This window comes from Paracidovorax sp. (assembly GCF_057642795.1).
Window position 1 is genome coordinate 86,459 of sequence record NZ_JBXYZY010000002.1, and the last position, 13,871, is coordinate 100,329.

At 69.8% G+C, this 13,871-nt stretch carries 15 protein-coding genes; 3 read left to right on the top strand and 12 right to left on the bottom strand.

Features of this window, described 5'->3' with window-relative positions; genetic code table 11:
- Window positions 1-31: 31 nt before the first annotated feature.
- The 4 genes from AC3A84_RS03155 to pyrF form a co-directional block, all read right to left on the bottom strand.
- On the bottom strand, window positions 32-1,036 hold the full coding sequence (locus AC3A84_RS03155) for a M14 family metallopeptidase (protein ID WP_487968291.1): 1,005 nt from the start codon (window positions 1,034-1,036) through the stop codon (window positions 32-34).
- Complete coding sequence (locus AC3A84_RS03160; protein WP_487968292.1) at window positions 1,036-2,025, bottom strand: Bug family tripartite tricarboxylate transporter substrate binding protein; 990 nt, start codon at window positions 2,023-2,025, stop codon at window positions 1,036-1,038. Before AC3A84_RS03160 ends, AC3A84_RS03155 begins: the two co-directional genes overlap by 1 nt.
- A 139-nt stretch (window positions 2,026-2,164) precedes the next feature.
- The gene (locus AC3A84_RS03165) at window positions 2,165-3,061 is read right to left on the bottom strand and encodes a LysR family transcriptional regulator (RefSeq protein WP_487968293.1); all 897 of its coding nucleotides are present in this window, start codon (window positions 3,059-3,061) and stop codon (window positions 2,165-2,167) included.
- A 17-nt stretch (window positions 3,062-3,078) separates the two neighbouring features.
- Window positions 3,079-3,903, bottom strand: coding sequence for an orotidine-5'-phosphate decarboxylase (gene pyrF / locus AC3A84_RS03170; protein ID WP_487968294.1), 825 nt, complete (start codon window positions 3,901-3,903; stop codon window positions 3,079-3,081).
- 214 nt (window positions 3,904-4,117) lie between these two features.
- Here pyrF and AC3A84_RS03175 point away from each other — a divergent pair, with 214 nt between their 5' ends.
- Entirely contained in the window at window positions 4,118-4,753 is a 636-nt protein-coding gene (locus tag AC3A84_RS03175; protein ID WP_487968295.1) for a YbhB/YbcL family Raf kinase inhibitor-like protein, read from the top strand.
- 140 nt (window positions 4,754-4,893) lie between these two features.
- Here the strand turns inward: AC3A84_RS03175 and AC3A84_RS03180 are convergent, their stop codons facing one another.
- The 6 genes from AC3A84_RS03180 to def form a co-directional block, all read right to left on the bottom strand.
- On the bottom strand, window positions 4,894-6,087 hold the full coding sequence (locus AC3A84_RS03180; protein WP_487968296.1) for a phosphoglycerate kinase: 1,194 nt from the start codon (window positions 6,085-6,087) through the stop codon (window positions 4,894-4,896).
- Between the two features lie 108 nt (window positions 6,088-6,195).
- Entirely contained in the window at window positions 6,196-6,561 is a 366-nt protein-coding gene (locus AC3A84_RS03185; RefSeq protein WP_487968297.1) for an AzlD domain-containing protein, read from the bottom strand.
- Window positions 6,558-7,382, bottom strand: coding sequence for an AzlC family ABC transporter permease (locus tag AC3A84_RS03190; RefSeq protein ID WP_487968298.1), 825 nt, complete (start codon window positions 7,380-7,382; stop codon window positions 6,558-6,560). The genes AC3A84_RS03185 and AC3A84_RS03190 overlap by 4 nt, the downstream gene beginning before the upstream one ends.
- Entirely contained in the window at window positions 7,379-8,458 is a 1,080-nt protein-coding gene (locus AC3A84_RS03195; RefSeq protein WP_487968299.1) for a methionyl-tRNA formyltransferase, read from the bottom strand. The genes AC3A84_RS03190 and AC3A84_RS03195 overlap by 4 nt, the downstream gene beginning before the upstream one ends.
- A gap of 67 nt (window positions 8,459-8,525) precedes the next feature.
- Window positions 8,526-9,089, bottom strand: a complete 564-nt coding sequence (locus tag AC3A84_RS03200) for a hypothetical protein (RefSeq protein ID WP_487968300.1) — start codon at window positions 9,087-9,089, stop codon at window positions 8,526-8,528.
- The gene (def, locus tag AC3A84_RS03205; RefSeq protein WP_092940261.1) at window positions 9,086-9,595 is read right to left on the bottom strand and encodes a peptide deformylase; all 510 of its coding nucleotides are present in this window, start codon (window positions 9,593-9,595) and stop codon (window positions 9,086-9,088) included. Before def ends, AC3A84_RS03200 begins: the two co-directional genes overlap by 4 nt.
- Window positions 9,596-9,840: 245 nt before the next feature.
- On the opposite strand from def, the gene AC3A84_RS03210 reads away from it, so the two are divergent.
- Window positions 9,841-11,058 carry a LysM peptidoglycan-binding domain-containing protein gene (locus tag AC3A84_RS03210; protein WP_487968301.1) on the top strand — a complete coding sequence of 406 codons (1,218 nt, stop codon included), beginning with the start codon at window positions 9,841-9,843 and terminating at the stop codon, window positions 11,056-11,058.
- Window positions 11,059-11,112: 54 nt separating this feature from the next.
- A complete protein-coding gene (gene dprA, locus AC3A84_RS03215; RefSeq protein ID WP_487968302.1) occupies window positions 11,113-12,363 on the top strand; it encodes a DNA-processing protein DprA in 1,251 nt (416 codons plus the stop codon).
- Between the two features lie 52 nt (window positions 12,364-12,415).
- On the opposite strand, the gene AC3A84_RS03220 is transcribed toward dprA, so the two are convergent.
- Window positions 12,416-12,871 carry a hypothetical protein gene (locus AC3A84_RS03220; protein WP_487968303.1) on the bottom strand — a complete coding sequence of 152 codons (456 nt, stop codon included), beginning with the start codon at window positions 12,869-12,871 and terminating at the stop codon, window positions 12,416-12,418.
- Between the two features lie 146 nt (window positions 12,872-13,017).
- Entirely contained in the window at window positions 13,018-13,761 is a 744-nt protein-coding gene (locus AC3A84_RS03225) for a hypothetical protein (RefSeq protein ID WP_487968304.1), read from the bottom strand.
- Between the last annotated feature and the right edge of the window lie 110 nt (window positions 13,762-13,871).

Sequence of the window (13,871 nt, forward strand, 5' to 3'; positions counted from 1 at the left end):
TGCGCGGAACGGCGAGCGGGAGCGGCGCGTGTCACTCCAGCGGACGCCTGCGCGCGTAGCGCACGACCGTCACGCCGGCGCGGGCCTGGCGGGTGGAGGGCATGACCAGCACGCAGTCGTCGTACGGCGTGGTGACGGGTTCGCCGTCGTTGTCCCCGATCACCGTGCCGGCTTTCTCGATCACCTCCAGGCCCGTGAAGGGCTGTGTGAAGCGGAAGCGCTCGCTCCTGGCGACCACCGGGCCGGTGACTTCCAGCGCCCACTGGCGGGGGGCGTCCGGCTGGCGCCAGCCGGGCAGCCGGCGGGCGATCTCGGCGGCGTCCAGCGTGCCTGCGGCTTCGAGGAAGCGCGCGCACTGGTCGTAAGCCACGGCGCGGCTGCTCAGGTCGCCATGAAAGCCGCATTCGATGAGCAGCGAGCGCGTGTCCTGTACCGGGCCGTCCACGGCGTCGGGCAGCCCGAAGCGGCCGTAGTCGCGCATGCGCACGCCGTCCTTGTGGCCGGCATCGACCACGATGTGCTCGGGCGCGCCCATGGCCTTGGCCAGCTGCAGGTTGCGCGGCTGCACGCCGGTGAGCAGCAGCGGTGCGGCGCGCTCGTGCATGGAGTGCAGGTCCAGCAGCCAGTCCGCCTGGGCCACGAAGGGGCGCAGGGCGGCGGCGCGGCGGCGCTCGCGGCTGTCGGCCGCCTGCAGGCGCTCGTCGATCCACTGGCGGTTCATGTCCTGGTCGATGAAACGCGAGGCGTCGTGGTTCTGCGGGTCGAAGCGGTCGAAGGCCTCCAGGTTGCAGAACGCCAGCGTGAGCGAGCCGCGCTGCGGGCGCACGCCGGCCTCCAGCAGGTCCTGGAGGGCCCAGGCGCCGCACAGCTCGTTGCCGTGTACCAGCGCACTGATCATCACGTGGCGGCCCGGCTGGCCGCTGTCGAAGCGCCACACGCCTTCGGTGCCGGTGTTGCCGGCGCGCCAGGCGGAGATGTCCGGCGCGGGCAGGGTGAACGCGAGGGGGGCAGGGGTGGTCAAGGCTTGTGTGCTCATCATTCCTCGATCTTGGCGAACTGCACGATCTTCTGGTACTTGGCGACTTCGCTGGCCCAGTACTTGTTCAGGTCCACCGTGGGCGAAGCCACGACGGAGCCCGTGGCTTCCATCTTCTTGCGGAACTCGGGCGACTGCAGCGTGTCGTCCAACGCCTTCTTGAGCTTGTCGAACACCGGCTTGGGCAGATGGGCCGGGCCCATCAATGCGAACCAGACGCCGATGTCCACGTTCTTGAACTGCGGGTATTCGGCCAGCGCCGGAATGTCGGGGGTGATGGCCGAGCGCCTGGCCTCGGTGGTGCCCAGCGCCACGACCTTGCCGCTCCTGATGTGCGGCAGGCCGCTGGAGAGCACGAACACGCCGAACTCCAGGTTGTTGCCCATCAGGTCGCTGGTCAACGGCGCCACGCCGCGATAGGGGATGTGGGTCATGAACAGCTTGCCCTGTTCCTTGATCATCTCGCCGGCCAGGTGCAGCGAGGTACCGACGCCGGAACTGCCGTAGCTGAACTTGCCGGGGTTCTTGGCCACGAGCTGTGTGAACTCATTGGCGTTCTTCACGCCCGAGCCGGCGGAGGCCACCAGCACCAGGGGCTGCGAGGCCACCAGGCCGATGGCCGTGAAGTCCTTCACGTCGTACTTGATCTTCTTGTTGACCAGCTTGGTGATGGCCAGCTCGTTGCTCGCGCCCACCAGCAGCGTGTAGCCGTCGGGCTGGGCGTTGGCCACCTTCTGCGCGCCGATGGCACCGCCCGCGCCACCCAGGTTCTCGATCACCACGGGCTGACCGAGGCGGCTGGCCAGCTCGGTGCCCACCATGCGGCCTACCAGGTCGGTGCTGCCGCCAGGCGGGTAGCCGACGACGATGGTGATGGGCTTGGCCGGGTAGGCCTGGGCGAAGGCGGCGGGCGCGCCCGTGAGCAGGGCGGCAGCCGCGAGGGCGGCGCCGAGGGCGCCGCGGCGTGGCAGGAAAGAGGTGGCGTTCATGCAGTGCTCCGTGAAGGGATGGAGCCGATTGTGGAAGGCGGGCGCCGCAGCATGGTGCCGAAATGGCACGGGCTGGTGCTGTTTCGGTGGGAGTGAAGGGGAAACCCGCAGAGCGCGCGCCGGGGCGGGGTGCAGCGCCTTAGCGCCGACTCATCAGCATCCACAGCGTCTCCGCCATGGCGCCCAGGCGGCGCTTGGGGCGGTAGAGGCGCACGTCGAAGCGGATCTCCATGCGCTTGTCGCCCGCTGCGGCCAGGCGGCCGGCCTTCACGTCGGCATGCACCAGCGACCACGGCAGCCACGACACGCCCAGGCCCTTGAGCACGTATTCGTAGTGCGCGTCCGGCGAATCGCATTCGATCAGGCGCTCCAGGCGTGGTGCCGCGCGGTGGTTGGCCAGGTGGTCCTCCACCAGCCGCCCCAGCGCCAGGGTGCGGGCATAGGCCACGTAAGGCACCGGCTCGCCCGGCGATGCGAAGCGGAACAGGGGCGCGCCGCTCGCGTCCGCACGCGACATGGGCACCAGTCGGTCGGAGGCCAGCGTGAGGTGGGAGAACTGGCGCGCGTCCAGCGGCACGACCAGCGTGGGATGGTGGTAGATGAGGCAGAAGTCGGCTTCGCCGCGCTGCATCTCCCCTACGGCCTCGGCCAGCGTGCGGGTCATGATGCGCAGCTCGCCTTCGCCCAGTGCCGGGCGCAGGCGCACCAGCAGGTCAGCCACCACGGTGCGCGCCAGCGTGCGGCCCGTGGCCAGCGTGACGGTGCGCGCCTGCCGGCCGGCGACGGCCTGCATCTCCTCGTGCGACTGCGCGAGGTTGCGCGTCATCTGCTCGGCGCTATCGAGCAGCACCTGCCCGGCGGGCGTGAGGCGCACCGGTCCGCCGCCGCGCTCGATCAGCGGCGTGCCGGCCCAGGCCTCGAGCGCGCGGATGCGCCGGCCGAACGCCGGGTGCGTGACGTGGCGCAGCTCCGCCGCCCGCGTGAAGCTGCGCTCCTGCGCGAGCAGGAGGAAGTCTTCCAGCCACTTGAGCTGCACGGCGGGCAGCCCGGCGATCAGTGCCGGGCGGCGTTCAGCGCGCTGCGGGTGGCCTCGGCCGCCTGGTGCGCGGCGGCGGCGAAGTCGGCGCCGGCCGATGCATAGAGCACCGCACGCGAAGAGCTGACGATGATCGGCCCGTTGGCGCGCAGCCCGGCGCGCACCGTGGCGGCGGCGTCGCCCCCCTGGGCGCCCACGCCGGGGATCAGGAGCGGCACGGTGGGCGCCAGGGCGCGCACGCGTTCGATCTCCGCCGGGTAGGTGGCGCCCACCACCAGGCCGACCTGGCCGTTGGTGTTCCAGGGGCCCTGCGCCTGCCGGGCGATGTGTTCGTACAGCAGCGGCTGGCCTTCCACGCTCGCCAGGCGCTGGGCCTGCAGGTCGTCGCCGCCGGGGTTGGAGGTGCGGCACAGCAGGATCGCGCCCTTGCCGTGGTAGGCCAGGTAAGGCGCCAGCGAGTCGAAGCCCATGAAGGGCGAGAGCGTGACCGCGTCGGCGCCGTAGCGCTCGAAGGCTTCCTTGGCGTACTGCTCGGCGGTGGAGCCGATGTCGCCGCGCTTGGCGTCGAGGATGACGGGTACTTGCGGCGCGGTGGCGCGGATGTGGCGGATCAGGCGTTCGAGCTGCGCCTCGGCGCCGTGCGCGGCGAAGTACGCGATCTGCGGCTTGAAGGCGTTGACCAGGCCGGCCGTGGCATCGACGATGGCGGCGCAGAAGTCGTAGATCTTGCCGGCGTCGCCCCGCAGGTGCTCGGGAAAGCGCTGGGGTTCCGGGTCCAGACCCACGCACAGCAGGGAGTCGTTCTGCGCGGTCGCGCCGCGCAGCATGTCGGTGAAAGTCATGGCCGGGATTGTAGAAGGCGCCCCGGTGGCGGCGCCGCTGAGTGGCCGGGCCGCGCTCGGCTTTGCGGCGCCCAGCCCGCTGGATGGGCGGGACTCAGGCGGGGTTGACCGGATCGGGGGCGTCGGTTCGCATGGGGCATTCCTAGAATGCCGAAGCGGCCCGGCTCTGCCGGGGCTGTCGTTTCGTTCACCCACCGCACAGGAGCTTTCACGCATGCAACTCACCAGCCACAGCTTCCAGGACGGCCGCGCCATTCCCGGCGAATTCGCCTTCGCCGTGCCGGATGCGGCCGCGCACGTCGCGCTGTCCGCCAACCGCAATCCGCACCTGGCCTGGAGCGGCGCGCCCGCCGGCACACAGTCGTTCGCCATCGTCTGCCATGACCCGGACGTGCCCAGCCGGGGCGACGACGTGAACCAGGAAGGCCGCACCGTGCCGGCCAGCCTGCCGCGCGTGGACTTCGTCCACTGGCTGCTGCTCGACATTCCCGCCGGCCGCACCGAGATCGCCGCAGGCGCCCATTCCAGCGCCGTCACGCCGCGCGGCAAGCCCGGCCCCGACGCGCCCGAGGGCCTGCGCCACGGCATCAACGACTACACCGGCTGGTTCGCCGGCGATGCGGACATGCGCGGCGACTACTATGGCTACGACGGCCCCTGCCCGCCCTGGAACGATTCCATCGTCCACCACTACATCTTCACGGTCTATGCGCTGGGCACGCCCACGCTACAGGTCGAGGGGCCGCTCACCGGCGCCAATGTGCGCGCCGCGCTGGAGAAAGCGCCCGTGCTGGCCCAGGCCCGGCTGACGGGCCTCTACACGCTCAACCCGGCCGTCGCCCTGGCGTGAGCGCGCAGGCGCGGGCCGCACGGCGGGCCGCTCCGATGTGAAAGAGCCCGCTGGCAGGGTGCCAGCGGGCTCATCTTTTGATAGCGGCCAGCGCTTGCAGGACAAGCGCTGGTGGTCCAACAGGCCTCTAAACCTGCGGATCAGCCGTTGGCGCGCTTTTGCAGGATCTCGAAGGCCGGCAGGGTCTTGCCTTCCAGCACTTCCAGGAAGGCGCCGCCGCCGGTGGAGATGTAGCCCACGTCCTTCTCGATGCCGTACTTGGCGATGGCGGCCAGCGTGTCGCCGCCTCCGGCGATGCTGAAGGCGGGCGATTCGGCGATCGCCTGGGCGATGGCCTTGGTGCCGTTCTCGAACGCGGCGAACTCGAACACGCCCACCGGGCCGTTCCAGACGATGGTCCCGGCGGCCTTGAGCTGGGCGGCCAGCTTCTTGGCGGTCTCGGGGCCGATGTCCAGGATCAGGTCGTCATCGGCCACGTCGGTGGCGGCCTTGACGGTGGCGGGCGCATCGGCGGAGAAGGTCTTGGCGACCACCACGTCGGTGGGGATCGGCACCTCGGCGCCGCGCGCCTTCATGGCTTCGATCACGGCGGTGGCTTCGCCCACCAGGTCGGGCTCGGCCAGGCTCTTGCCGATCGAAAGGCCCGCGGCCAGCATGAAGGTGTTGGCGATGCCGCCGCCCACGATCAGGCCATCGACGTTCTTGGCCAGGCTTTGTAGGATGGTCAGCTTGGTGCTCACCTTGCTGCCTGCCACGATGGCGACCAGCGGCCGCTTGGGCGCGGCCAGGGCCTGGGTGATGGCGTCGATCTCGGCCGACAGCAGCGGGCCGGCGCACGCCACCTTGGCGTATTCGGCGATGCCGTAGGTCGTGCCTTCGGCGCGGTGCGCGGTGCCGAAGGCGTCGTTGACGTAGATGTCGCACAGCTGGGCCATCTTCTGCGCCAGCTCGGGTTTGTTCTTCTTCTCGCCGGGGTTCACACGGCAGTTCTCCAGCATCACGACCTGGCCGGGCTGCACCTGCACCCCGTCCACCCAGTCGGCCACCAGGGGCACATCACGGCCCAGCAGCTCGGCCAGGCGTTGGGCGACGGGCGCCAGCGAATCGGCCGGCGTCAGCGTGCCTTCGGTGGGGCGGCCCAGGTGGCTGGTGACCATCACGGCGGCGCCGGCGTCCAGCGCCATCTGGATGCAGGGCACCGAGGCGCGGATGCGCGTGTCTTCGGTGATGCGGCCGTCGTCGTCCTGCGGCACGTTCAGGTCGGCACGGATGAAAACGCGTTGGCCGCGGGCCTGGCCCTCGGCGCAGAGATCGGAGAAGCGAAGGATGTGCATGGAGTCGGCTGGGTTGAGGTTGCGCCGCATTTTAGGGCCGTCCGCGGCCCCGGCAGCGCTTTGGTAACCGCTTGGTAACCGAGGGGCGCGGCCGTGCCCGGCCCGCGCCTACCAGCCCCAGCCGATGTGCAGCGGCAGATAGACCAGCATGCCCACCACGATGGTGCCCAGGATGCCGCGCCGCCAGAAGTAGTAGCCCGCCGCGCACAGCCCGGCCGGCAGGCGCGCATCGCGCAGGGTGTGGATCAGCTCGCCCTGCGTCATCAGCAGCTCGGGCGCGATCACGGCGGTGAGGGCGGCCAGCGGCGCGTATTTCAGGCCGCGCTTGAGCCAGTCGGGCAGGGGCAGCTCGCGCTCGGGGATCATGAAGAAGGCGCGCGACACCACGGTGATCGCCGCCAGGCCCAGGATGGCGATGGTGGGCTCCACCCAGGACCAGTTCCAGCCCGCGAACCATTGGCCGATCGCGCTCATGGGTGGCGCTCCTCGCGCAGCGGCACGTCGCCGTCCTGCACCTGCCGGCGATCGGCGTGCGGCAGGGGCTCGTCCGCCGGCACCAGCAGCACCTTGGGCTTGCGGCGCAGGTGATGGTCGGCCGCCTCGATCAACAGACCGGCCGTGACGGCAGCGGCGATCGCCACCAGGATGTTGAGTTTCAGCGGCAGCGCGAACGCGGCGATGGCCGCCGTGGCGGCGACCAGCGTGGCCAGCCAGGTGGCGCGGTCGAACAGCATGGACAGCAGCACGCCTAGCAGCGCCAGCACGCCCGCGAAACCCAGGCCCCAGGACAGCGGCACCGCGTTGGCCAACAGGATGCCCGCGATGGCCGGCACTTGCCACGAGAACCAGTTGATCGTCGCCGCGCCCCAGAAATAGGGCACCTGCTCGGGCTGCGGCTCGGGCCGGGGAAAGCGCTTCATGAAGGCCACGAAGATCACGTCGCCGCTGAAGTAGCCCAGCGCCAGCCGGTGGCGGCGCGGCAGCGGCTGAAAGTAGCTGCGCCACATGCTGCTGAAGATGACGAAGCGCAGGTTCACGCACATGGCCGTGAGCCACACCACCCAGAGCGGCGCGCCCACCGCCATCAGCGGCAATACGGCCAGTTGGGCGCTGCCCGCATAGACGACCAGCGACATGAAGATGGCCATGGGCGCGGACATGCCCGTCTTGACCATGGCCACGCCGGTCACCAGGCCCCAGGCGGCGATGCCCACGCAGGTCGCCATCATGTCCGTCACGCCCGTGCGGAAAACCGGGTCGCGCACGGTGGCACGCAGCGCCTGCAGGCGGCTCATGCGCGCTCCGGCGAGGCGGCGGCCGTTGCGGCTGCCGCGCCCAGCACCTCGCCCGGCGCGAGCGGAAAGCCGCGCAGGAAGTCGGCCGCCGGCAGGCGCTTGCCGCCCGCGCGCTGCAGCACCGTCAGGCGCAGCGCGCCCTGGCCGCAGGCCACGGCAATGCCGGCGGGGTCTATGGCAAGAATCTGCCCCGGGCGCGCATCCGGTGCGGGCTGAATGCTATCAATTTCGTAGCTCCACAGCTTGACCACCTCGCCCTGGGCCGTGGTGCTGGCGCCGGGGAAGGGGTCGAAGGCGCGGATGCGGCGGCCGATGGCATCGGCCGGCAGCGTCCAGTCGATGGTGCTCTCGGCCTTCTCGATCTTGTGCGCGTAGGTCACGCCCTCAGCCGGCTGTGGCGCGGGGCGCAGGCCGCCGCAGGCGGCCAGCTCCAGCGCCTCGACGATCATGCCCCCGCCCAGTGCAGCCAGCCGGTCGTGCAGGGTGGCGGTGGTGTCCTGCGCGGCGATGGGCAGGCGCTCCATCAGCAGCATGTCGCCCGTGTCCAGGCCCGCGTCCATCTGCATGATGGTCACGCCGGTCTCGGCGTCGCCCGCTTCGATGGCGCGATGGATGGGCGCGGCGCCGCGCCAGCGCGGCAGCAGGCTGGCGTGGATGTTGAGGCAGCCCAGGCCGTGGGCCCCCACGCTCCCCGCGGTGCGTGGTTCGCTGCCCCCCTCGGGGGGCTTCGCGCCTTCGGGCGGCCGTGCGGCGCTCATCAGGTCCAGCACCCACTGCGGCAGGATCAGCCCGTAGGCGGCCACCACCATCGCATCGGCGCCCGCGGCCCGCAGCGCCTCGCGCGCGGCGGCGGCGTCATCGGGGTACTTGCCGTCCAGGCGCAGGCTGCGCGGCTGGGCGACGGCGATGCCGTGCTCCAGCGCGCATTGCTTGACGGGCGAGGCCTGCAGCTTCATGCCGCGGCCGGCGGGGCGGTCGGGCTGGGTCAGCACCAGCGGTACGGTGAAGCCGGCGGCGAGCAGGCGTTCGAGGGCCACTCGGGCGAAATCCGGCGTGCCGGCGAAAACGATCTTCATGGTGGGGATTCTGCAATGCGCCCCAGGGCGCCAAGGGGGGCCGGAGTGATGGCCCCGGCCCGGGGAGTCAGAACGCGCGGCGGTCGCCGGGCATCGGCTCGTCGGTGAACATCACGTGGCGCACCACGCCGGCCGGGTCGATATGCACATGGGCCAGCCGGCGCAGATTGATGTCGGCGATGAAGCGGTAGGTCCACACGTCGCCGTTGAAGCTGGACACGCGTTCGACCACGAAGGGCGGGCCGAAGGTGGCGCGCACGTCGGCGGCGGTAAAGCGGCCGACGGGAATGGCGGCGAAGCGCTCGAAGGTCAGCACCTGCTCGGTGCGGGCCACGCGCCCGGCTGGGTCCAGATCGACGTGATAGGCATAGAAGCCCATCGGGTAGGTGGTGTAGAGCCAGCTCTCGCCGCCGCCGGGCAGCGGCGAGACGGAATAGGGCGTGCCCAGCTGGGCGGCCACGGCGGCGCGGGGCGTTCCGGGCGCGATCTGCGTGGGCGCTGCGGCGCAGGCCGCCAGCAGCAGCGCGGCCGCCAGGGGCAGCCACCGGGTGAAGGGCCAGGCGCGGAGCAGGGCGAACACCGGCAGGCCGGCGGCCGTGCGGCTTTCGCAGCTGCCGCCGCGCTGGGTCATGCGCGTTCCTCGCGCTGCTGCTTGACCAGCTTGGTCTTGATGCGGTTGCGCTTGAGCGGCGAGAGGTATTCGACGAACACCTTGCCCAGCAGGTGATCCATTTCGTGCTGGATGCACACGGCCAGCATGCCTTCGGCCTCGATCGTGCGGGCCTGGCCGTCGCGGTCCAGCGCACGCACGTGCACGGCGGCGGCGCGCTCGACGCCGTCATAGATGCCGGGCACCGAGAGGCAGCCTTCTTCGCCCGTCACACGCTCGGCGCTGGCCCAGACGATCTCGGGGTTGATCAGCACCAGGGGCGTGTCGCGCTCCTCCGAGACGTCGATGACGACGATGCGCTCATGCACATCCACCTGCGTGGCGGCCAGGCCGATGCCATGGGCGTCGTACATGGTGGCGAGCATGTCGTCCAGCAGGGCGCGCACGCGGTCATCCACCTGCTGGACGGGCTGGGCGACCTTGTGCAGGCGCGGATCGGGGTAGCGGAGAATGGAAAGAATGGCCATGGCGCGAGGGAAATATGTCGCTATTTTCGCCACTTTCTCCGGGTGCCCGGGGCGCGCTGTCAATAATCATTGCCCCTGAAAGGGCTTGCGCAGAGAATCACAAACGGTTTTGAACGTCTCGGCAACTGTGTCATTCGTTACAAAAAAGCAGGATGCAGGGCCCCGTGACAGACGGGCAGCAGTGATCGCACCGGCGACCGTTTCCTGCGGTTCTTCCCTTTCCAATGCACTACACAAGGAACGACATGAGGGCATCCATCCGCGCGCGCCGCAACGTGCTGGGCACGCTGGCTTTCCTGAGCGGATGCCTGTCCGTCCTTCCCGCCGCGGCGCAGACCGCCGCCGGCCGCTACCCCGTCACCGGCGCGCAGCGCGCCACGGCCCAGCAGGTCGCCTCGCGCGGCGTTCCCCTCTCCGAGCTCTCCCCCACCGCGCCCGACACCTACGTGGTCAAGCGCGGCGACACGCTCTGGGGCATCTCGGGCATGTACCTGCAGCGCCCCTGGCGATGGCCTGAACTCTGGGGCATGAACCTGCAGGCCATTCCCAATCCGCACCTGATCTATCCCGGCCAGACTCTCTACCTGGAGAAGGTCGATGGCTACGCCCGCCTGCGCACCAGCCGCGCCGGCGATCCGACCGACACCGTGCGCCTGTCGCCGCGCACCCGCTCCGAGAGCCTGGCCTCCAGCGCCCTGCCCACGCTGCCCCCGCACCTCATCGAGCCCTTCCTCGTCGAGCCGCTGGTGGTCGATGAGCTCACCTTCTCGCAGGCGCCGCGCATCGTCGCCACCACCCAGGCGCGCGTGCTCATGGCCACCGGCGACCGCGCCTACGCCATGGGTCCCGAGGGCAGTGCGCTCACGATCACGCCGCAGACGCCGCGCGAGTACCGCGTGTTCCGCAGCGCCACGCCCATGAAAGACCCGGTCACCGGCGAGATCCTGGGCTACGAGGCGCAGTATGTCGGCCTGGCCGAGCTGGTGCGCAGCCAGTCGGTCGAATCCTCGCCCGACGGCAAGGGCGGCACCACCGAAGCGGTCGTGCCCGCCACCGTGGATCTGCGCTCGGCCAAGGAAGAGATCCGTGCCGGCGACCGCCTGCTGCCCGCGCCCGAGCGCGTGCTGACCAGCTACACCCCGCGCGAGCCGCAGATGCCGGTCGATGCCCGCGTGGTGTCGCTCTACGGCAGCAGCGCCCTCGCCTTCGCCGCGCAGAACCAGGTGATCGCGATCAACAAGGGCACGCGCGACGGCATGGAAGCCGGCTACGTGCTCACCGTGCTCACCCAGGGTGCCCGCATCACCGACAAGACCGGCGGCGAGCGCATCGCCTTGCAGCTGCCCAGCGAGGCCAACGGTACCGCCATGGTGTTCCGCACGTTCGACCGGGTGTCCTACGCGCTGCTGCTTCGCGTGCAGGAGGGTGTGCGCGTGGGCGACCGCCTCGTGAACCCCCAGTAAGCGCGGATCGCGCGGTCTGTCCGGCGTCGTCGCGGCCTTTTCGTCGTCGTGCCCATGGATCCCGAAGAACTGACCGCTTGGCTCCGGCTCACGCTCACTGAGGGCGTGGGCAATACCACCGCCCGCCGCCTGCTGGCGGCCTTCGGCCTGCCGCAGGCCATCTTCAGGCAGACCGAGGCTGCGCTGCAGGCTTGCGGCGCCAGCGTCGCGCAGGCCCGCGCCCTCCGCAGCGAGCCCGAGGTGCTGGCTGCCCGGATCGAGGCCGTGCGCCAGTGGCTGGCCTTGCCGGGCGCCGAGGCCGGCGGCCCCGCCCGGGGCCTCGTCACTCTGGGCGATGCGCGTTATCCACGCAGCCTGCTGGAAACCGAAGACCCGCCCCTGCTGCTCTACGTGATGGGCGCGCCGCGCTTCGTTTCCGGGGAGTGCGACCCCTTTCCCTCCTCCCACTGCCTGGCCATCGTCGGCAGCCGCAACCCCACGGCCCAGGGGGCGGACAACGCCCGGCAGTTCGCCCGCGCACTGCGCGGCGCGGGGCTGGGCATCGTCTCCGGGCTGGCGCTGGGCGTGGATGCCGCCGCGCACGAAGGCGCGCTGGACGACCCCGGCGATCCGTCCGTGCCGGCCACCATCGCCATCGTGGGCACGGGTCTGGACCGCGTCTATCCGCGCCGCAACCTGGACCTGGCCCGCCGCATCGCCCAGCATGGGCTGATCGTGAGCGAATATTCGCTGGGCACGCCGCCACTGGCGCCCAACTTCCCCAAGCGCAACCGCATCATCTCGGGCCTGTCGCAGGGCACGCTGGTGGTCGAGGCGGCGCTGGCCTCCGGCTCGCTCATCACGGCCCGTCTGGCGGCCGAGCAGGGGCGCGAGGTGTTCGCCATTCCCGGCTCCATCCACGCGCCCCAGTCGCGGGGCTGCCATGCGCTGATCCGTCAGGGCGCCAAGCTGGTGGAATCCGTACAGGACGTGCTGGAAGAGCTGCGCCTGCCGGCCAACCCGACGGGACGGGACGCGCGTGCGGCCCCCCATGGTCAACCGGCAGGCAACGCGGCGGATGACACGGCGACGGTCGATCGCAGTGGGAATGAACTCGCCCGCGGGTCGTTCTTGGCCGCTGACAGCGCCAGCCCCTATGCCGACCTGCTGGCCGCGCTCGGTTTCGACCCCGTCAGCCTGGACACCCTCCAAGCCCGCACCGGTCGCGACACGGCCGGCCTGCAGGTGGCGCTGCTGGAGCTGGAGCTGGAAGGCAGCGTGGCGCGGCTGCCGGGCGGGTGGTTCCAGCGCGTCGGCAGCGCCTGATGGACAGCGGGCGCCCGTGGCGCAGAGCCTTCTTTCCGCTGCTCTAGAAAAACTAACCTTTCAACGGCGTCCCGCCAAGTCTCGATAGTCTTGGCTGGTAGACAAGCGTTTGCATGACAAAGGGTTTGACGGTGAAGAAAATCAATCCCAGCGCTGTCGCTATTGGAATGACAAAACTGCCCCACATCCCGCCAAGTGCGACTGCCAATCCCAGAAGAAATAAGCCGACAATCACGCTGTAAATGAACAGCAGCAAACTTCTTTTCCAGTAGTAGATGCTTCCGCCTGGCAGCCTCACCCCGATGAGCATGTTTCCGTTGAGAAACAGGGTGACTTCCTTTCCAACGCCACGCTCCACGAAGTCATCTAGGCTTTGGGCGGTTACGATTTTCTGGAGGATGGTGTCGCCAATTTCAATAGTGTTGTATTTGCGAAAGCTTGATCCGACATTGCCATGGCTGACTGAGCCGGAGCCCAGGGATCTCAAAACTCCTGTAATTTCTTTCATTCGCAGTCCGCTTTTCGAAGAGGGGTATGGGTGAGGGCCGGCGTCTGCAAATTCAGGTGGCGCTTGCCCTCGGCATGGTCAGGGAGGCGGTGTGAGCATAAGGCACGGGTCATCGGGCTGTGCAAGAGGCCGTGCCAACGGCGCCCTCATTCCTCCACGAAGAATTCGACGTAGCCTCGCGCATTGGTCGTTCCGGCCGGCAGCCCGTGGGAAACAAAGGCGTATTTGCCGTTCGCCAGTTGGAAGGCCCGGGCGATGTAGGTGCCTTCAGTGCTGGTGAACCCCAGGGTGCCGAAGGTGGCGGCCACCTCGGCGGAGGAGATCGTCTCGCTCGCGCCGCCGGCTTCGCGCTCCAGCACAGTGCCATCGGCCTGGAAGAGCGCCGTGGAGCGGGGCGTCTGTGCGCAGTCTTCGTACAGCTTGAACGACCGCCCCTTGAGCGCTGTGACCGCCACGCTGGTAGCCGTGCCGGGCAGCAGCACGTAGCGGCTCTTGAGGCCATTGGTGCCGTCGTTGGGACCGGTGGCATTGCACAGCTCGATGAGCCCCGAGCGCGTCAGCACGGTGTTGTAGACGCTGTTGCTGATGTTGTAGCCGCCGTCGCTGGTGGGCGTGAGGGTGACCGCGAGCGTGCCGATGAAGAACTGGCCGTTCACCAGGCCGCTGGCGTTCACCGGCACGTTGCTGACCACTGTCGGCGCGTCCATGGCGGAAGCCGGGTCGAGTTGGCCGTAGGCCTTGAAGCCGACCGTGGCGGTGCTGCCGCCACCGCCGTTGCCCGTATTGCCGTTGTTGCCGTTGTTGCCGTTGTTGTCACCGGAGCCGCCACCGCAGGCGGCCAGCAGGAAGGCGGCGCAGACGGCCGAGCACAGGGAGGGAGAGAACTGCATTGCGGAATCCTTGAGCGGGAGGAAGAAAAGAAATGCGGCCTCCCGCCGGCGGACGCCGACGGGGCCACCGGCTTATTCGTGCCCGGTGGCCTGGGGGTTCAAAAAATCTG

Coding starts and splice junctions, on each gene's coding strand:
- AC3A84_RS03155 (WP_487968291.1), bottom strand. CDS start 1,036: ATGAGCACACAAGCCTTGACCACCCCTGCCCCCCTCGCGTTCACCCTG.
- AC3A84_RS03195 (WP_487968299.1), bottom strand. CDS start 8,458: ATGAAGATCGTTTTCGCCGGCACGCCGGATTTCGCCCGAGTGGCCCTC.
- dprA (WP_487968302.1), top strand. CDS start 11,113: ATGGATCCCGAAGAACTGACCGCTTGGCTCCGGCTCACGCTCACTGAG.
- AC3A84_RS03160 (WP_487968292.1), bottom strand. CDS start 2,025: ATGAACGCCACCTCTTTCCTGCCACGCCGCGGCGCCCTCGGCGCCGCC.
- AC3A84_RS03225 (WP_487968304.1), bottom strand. CDS start 13,761: ATGCAGTTCTCTCCCTCCCTGTGCTCGGCCGTCTGCGCCGCCTTCCTG.
- AC3A84_RS03175 (WP_487968295.1), top strand. CDS start 4,118: ATGCAACTCACCAGCCACAGCTTCCAGGACGGCCGCGCCATTCCCGGC.
- AC3A84_RS03210 (WP_487968301.1), top strand. CDS start 9,841: ATGAGGGCATCCATCCGCGCGCGCCGCAACGTGCTGGGCACGCTGGCT.
- def (WP_092940261.1), bottom strand. CDS start 9,595: ATGGCCATTCTTTCCATTCTCCGCTACCCCGATCCGCGCCTGCACAAG.
- AC3A84_RS03185 (WP_487968297.1), bottom strand. CDS start 6,561: ATGAGCGCGATCGGCCAATGGTTCGCGGGCTGGAACTGGTCCTGGGTG.
- AC3A84_RS03200 (WP_487968300.1), bottom strand. CDS start 9,089: ATGACCCAGCGCGGCGGCAGCTGCGAAAGCCGCACGGCCGCCGGCCTG.
- AC3A84_RS03220 (WP_487968303.1), bottom strand. CDS start 12,871: ATGAAAGAAATTACAGGAGTTTTGAGATCCCTGGGCTCCGGCTCAGTC.
- AC3A84_RS03180 (WP_487968296.1), bottom strand. CDS start 6,087: ATGCACATCCTTCGCTTCTCCGATCTCTGCGCCGAGGGCCAGGCCCGC.
- pyrF (WP_487968294.1), bottom strand. CDS start 3,903: ATGACTTTCACCGACATGCTGCGCGGCGCGACCGCGCAGAACGACTCC.
- AC3A84_RS03190 (WP_487968298.1), bottom strand. CDS start 7,382: ATGAGCCGCCTGCAGGCGCTGCGTGCCACCGTGCGCGACCCGGTTTTC.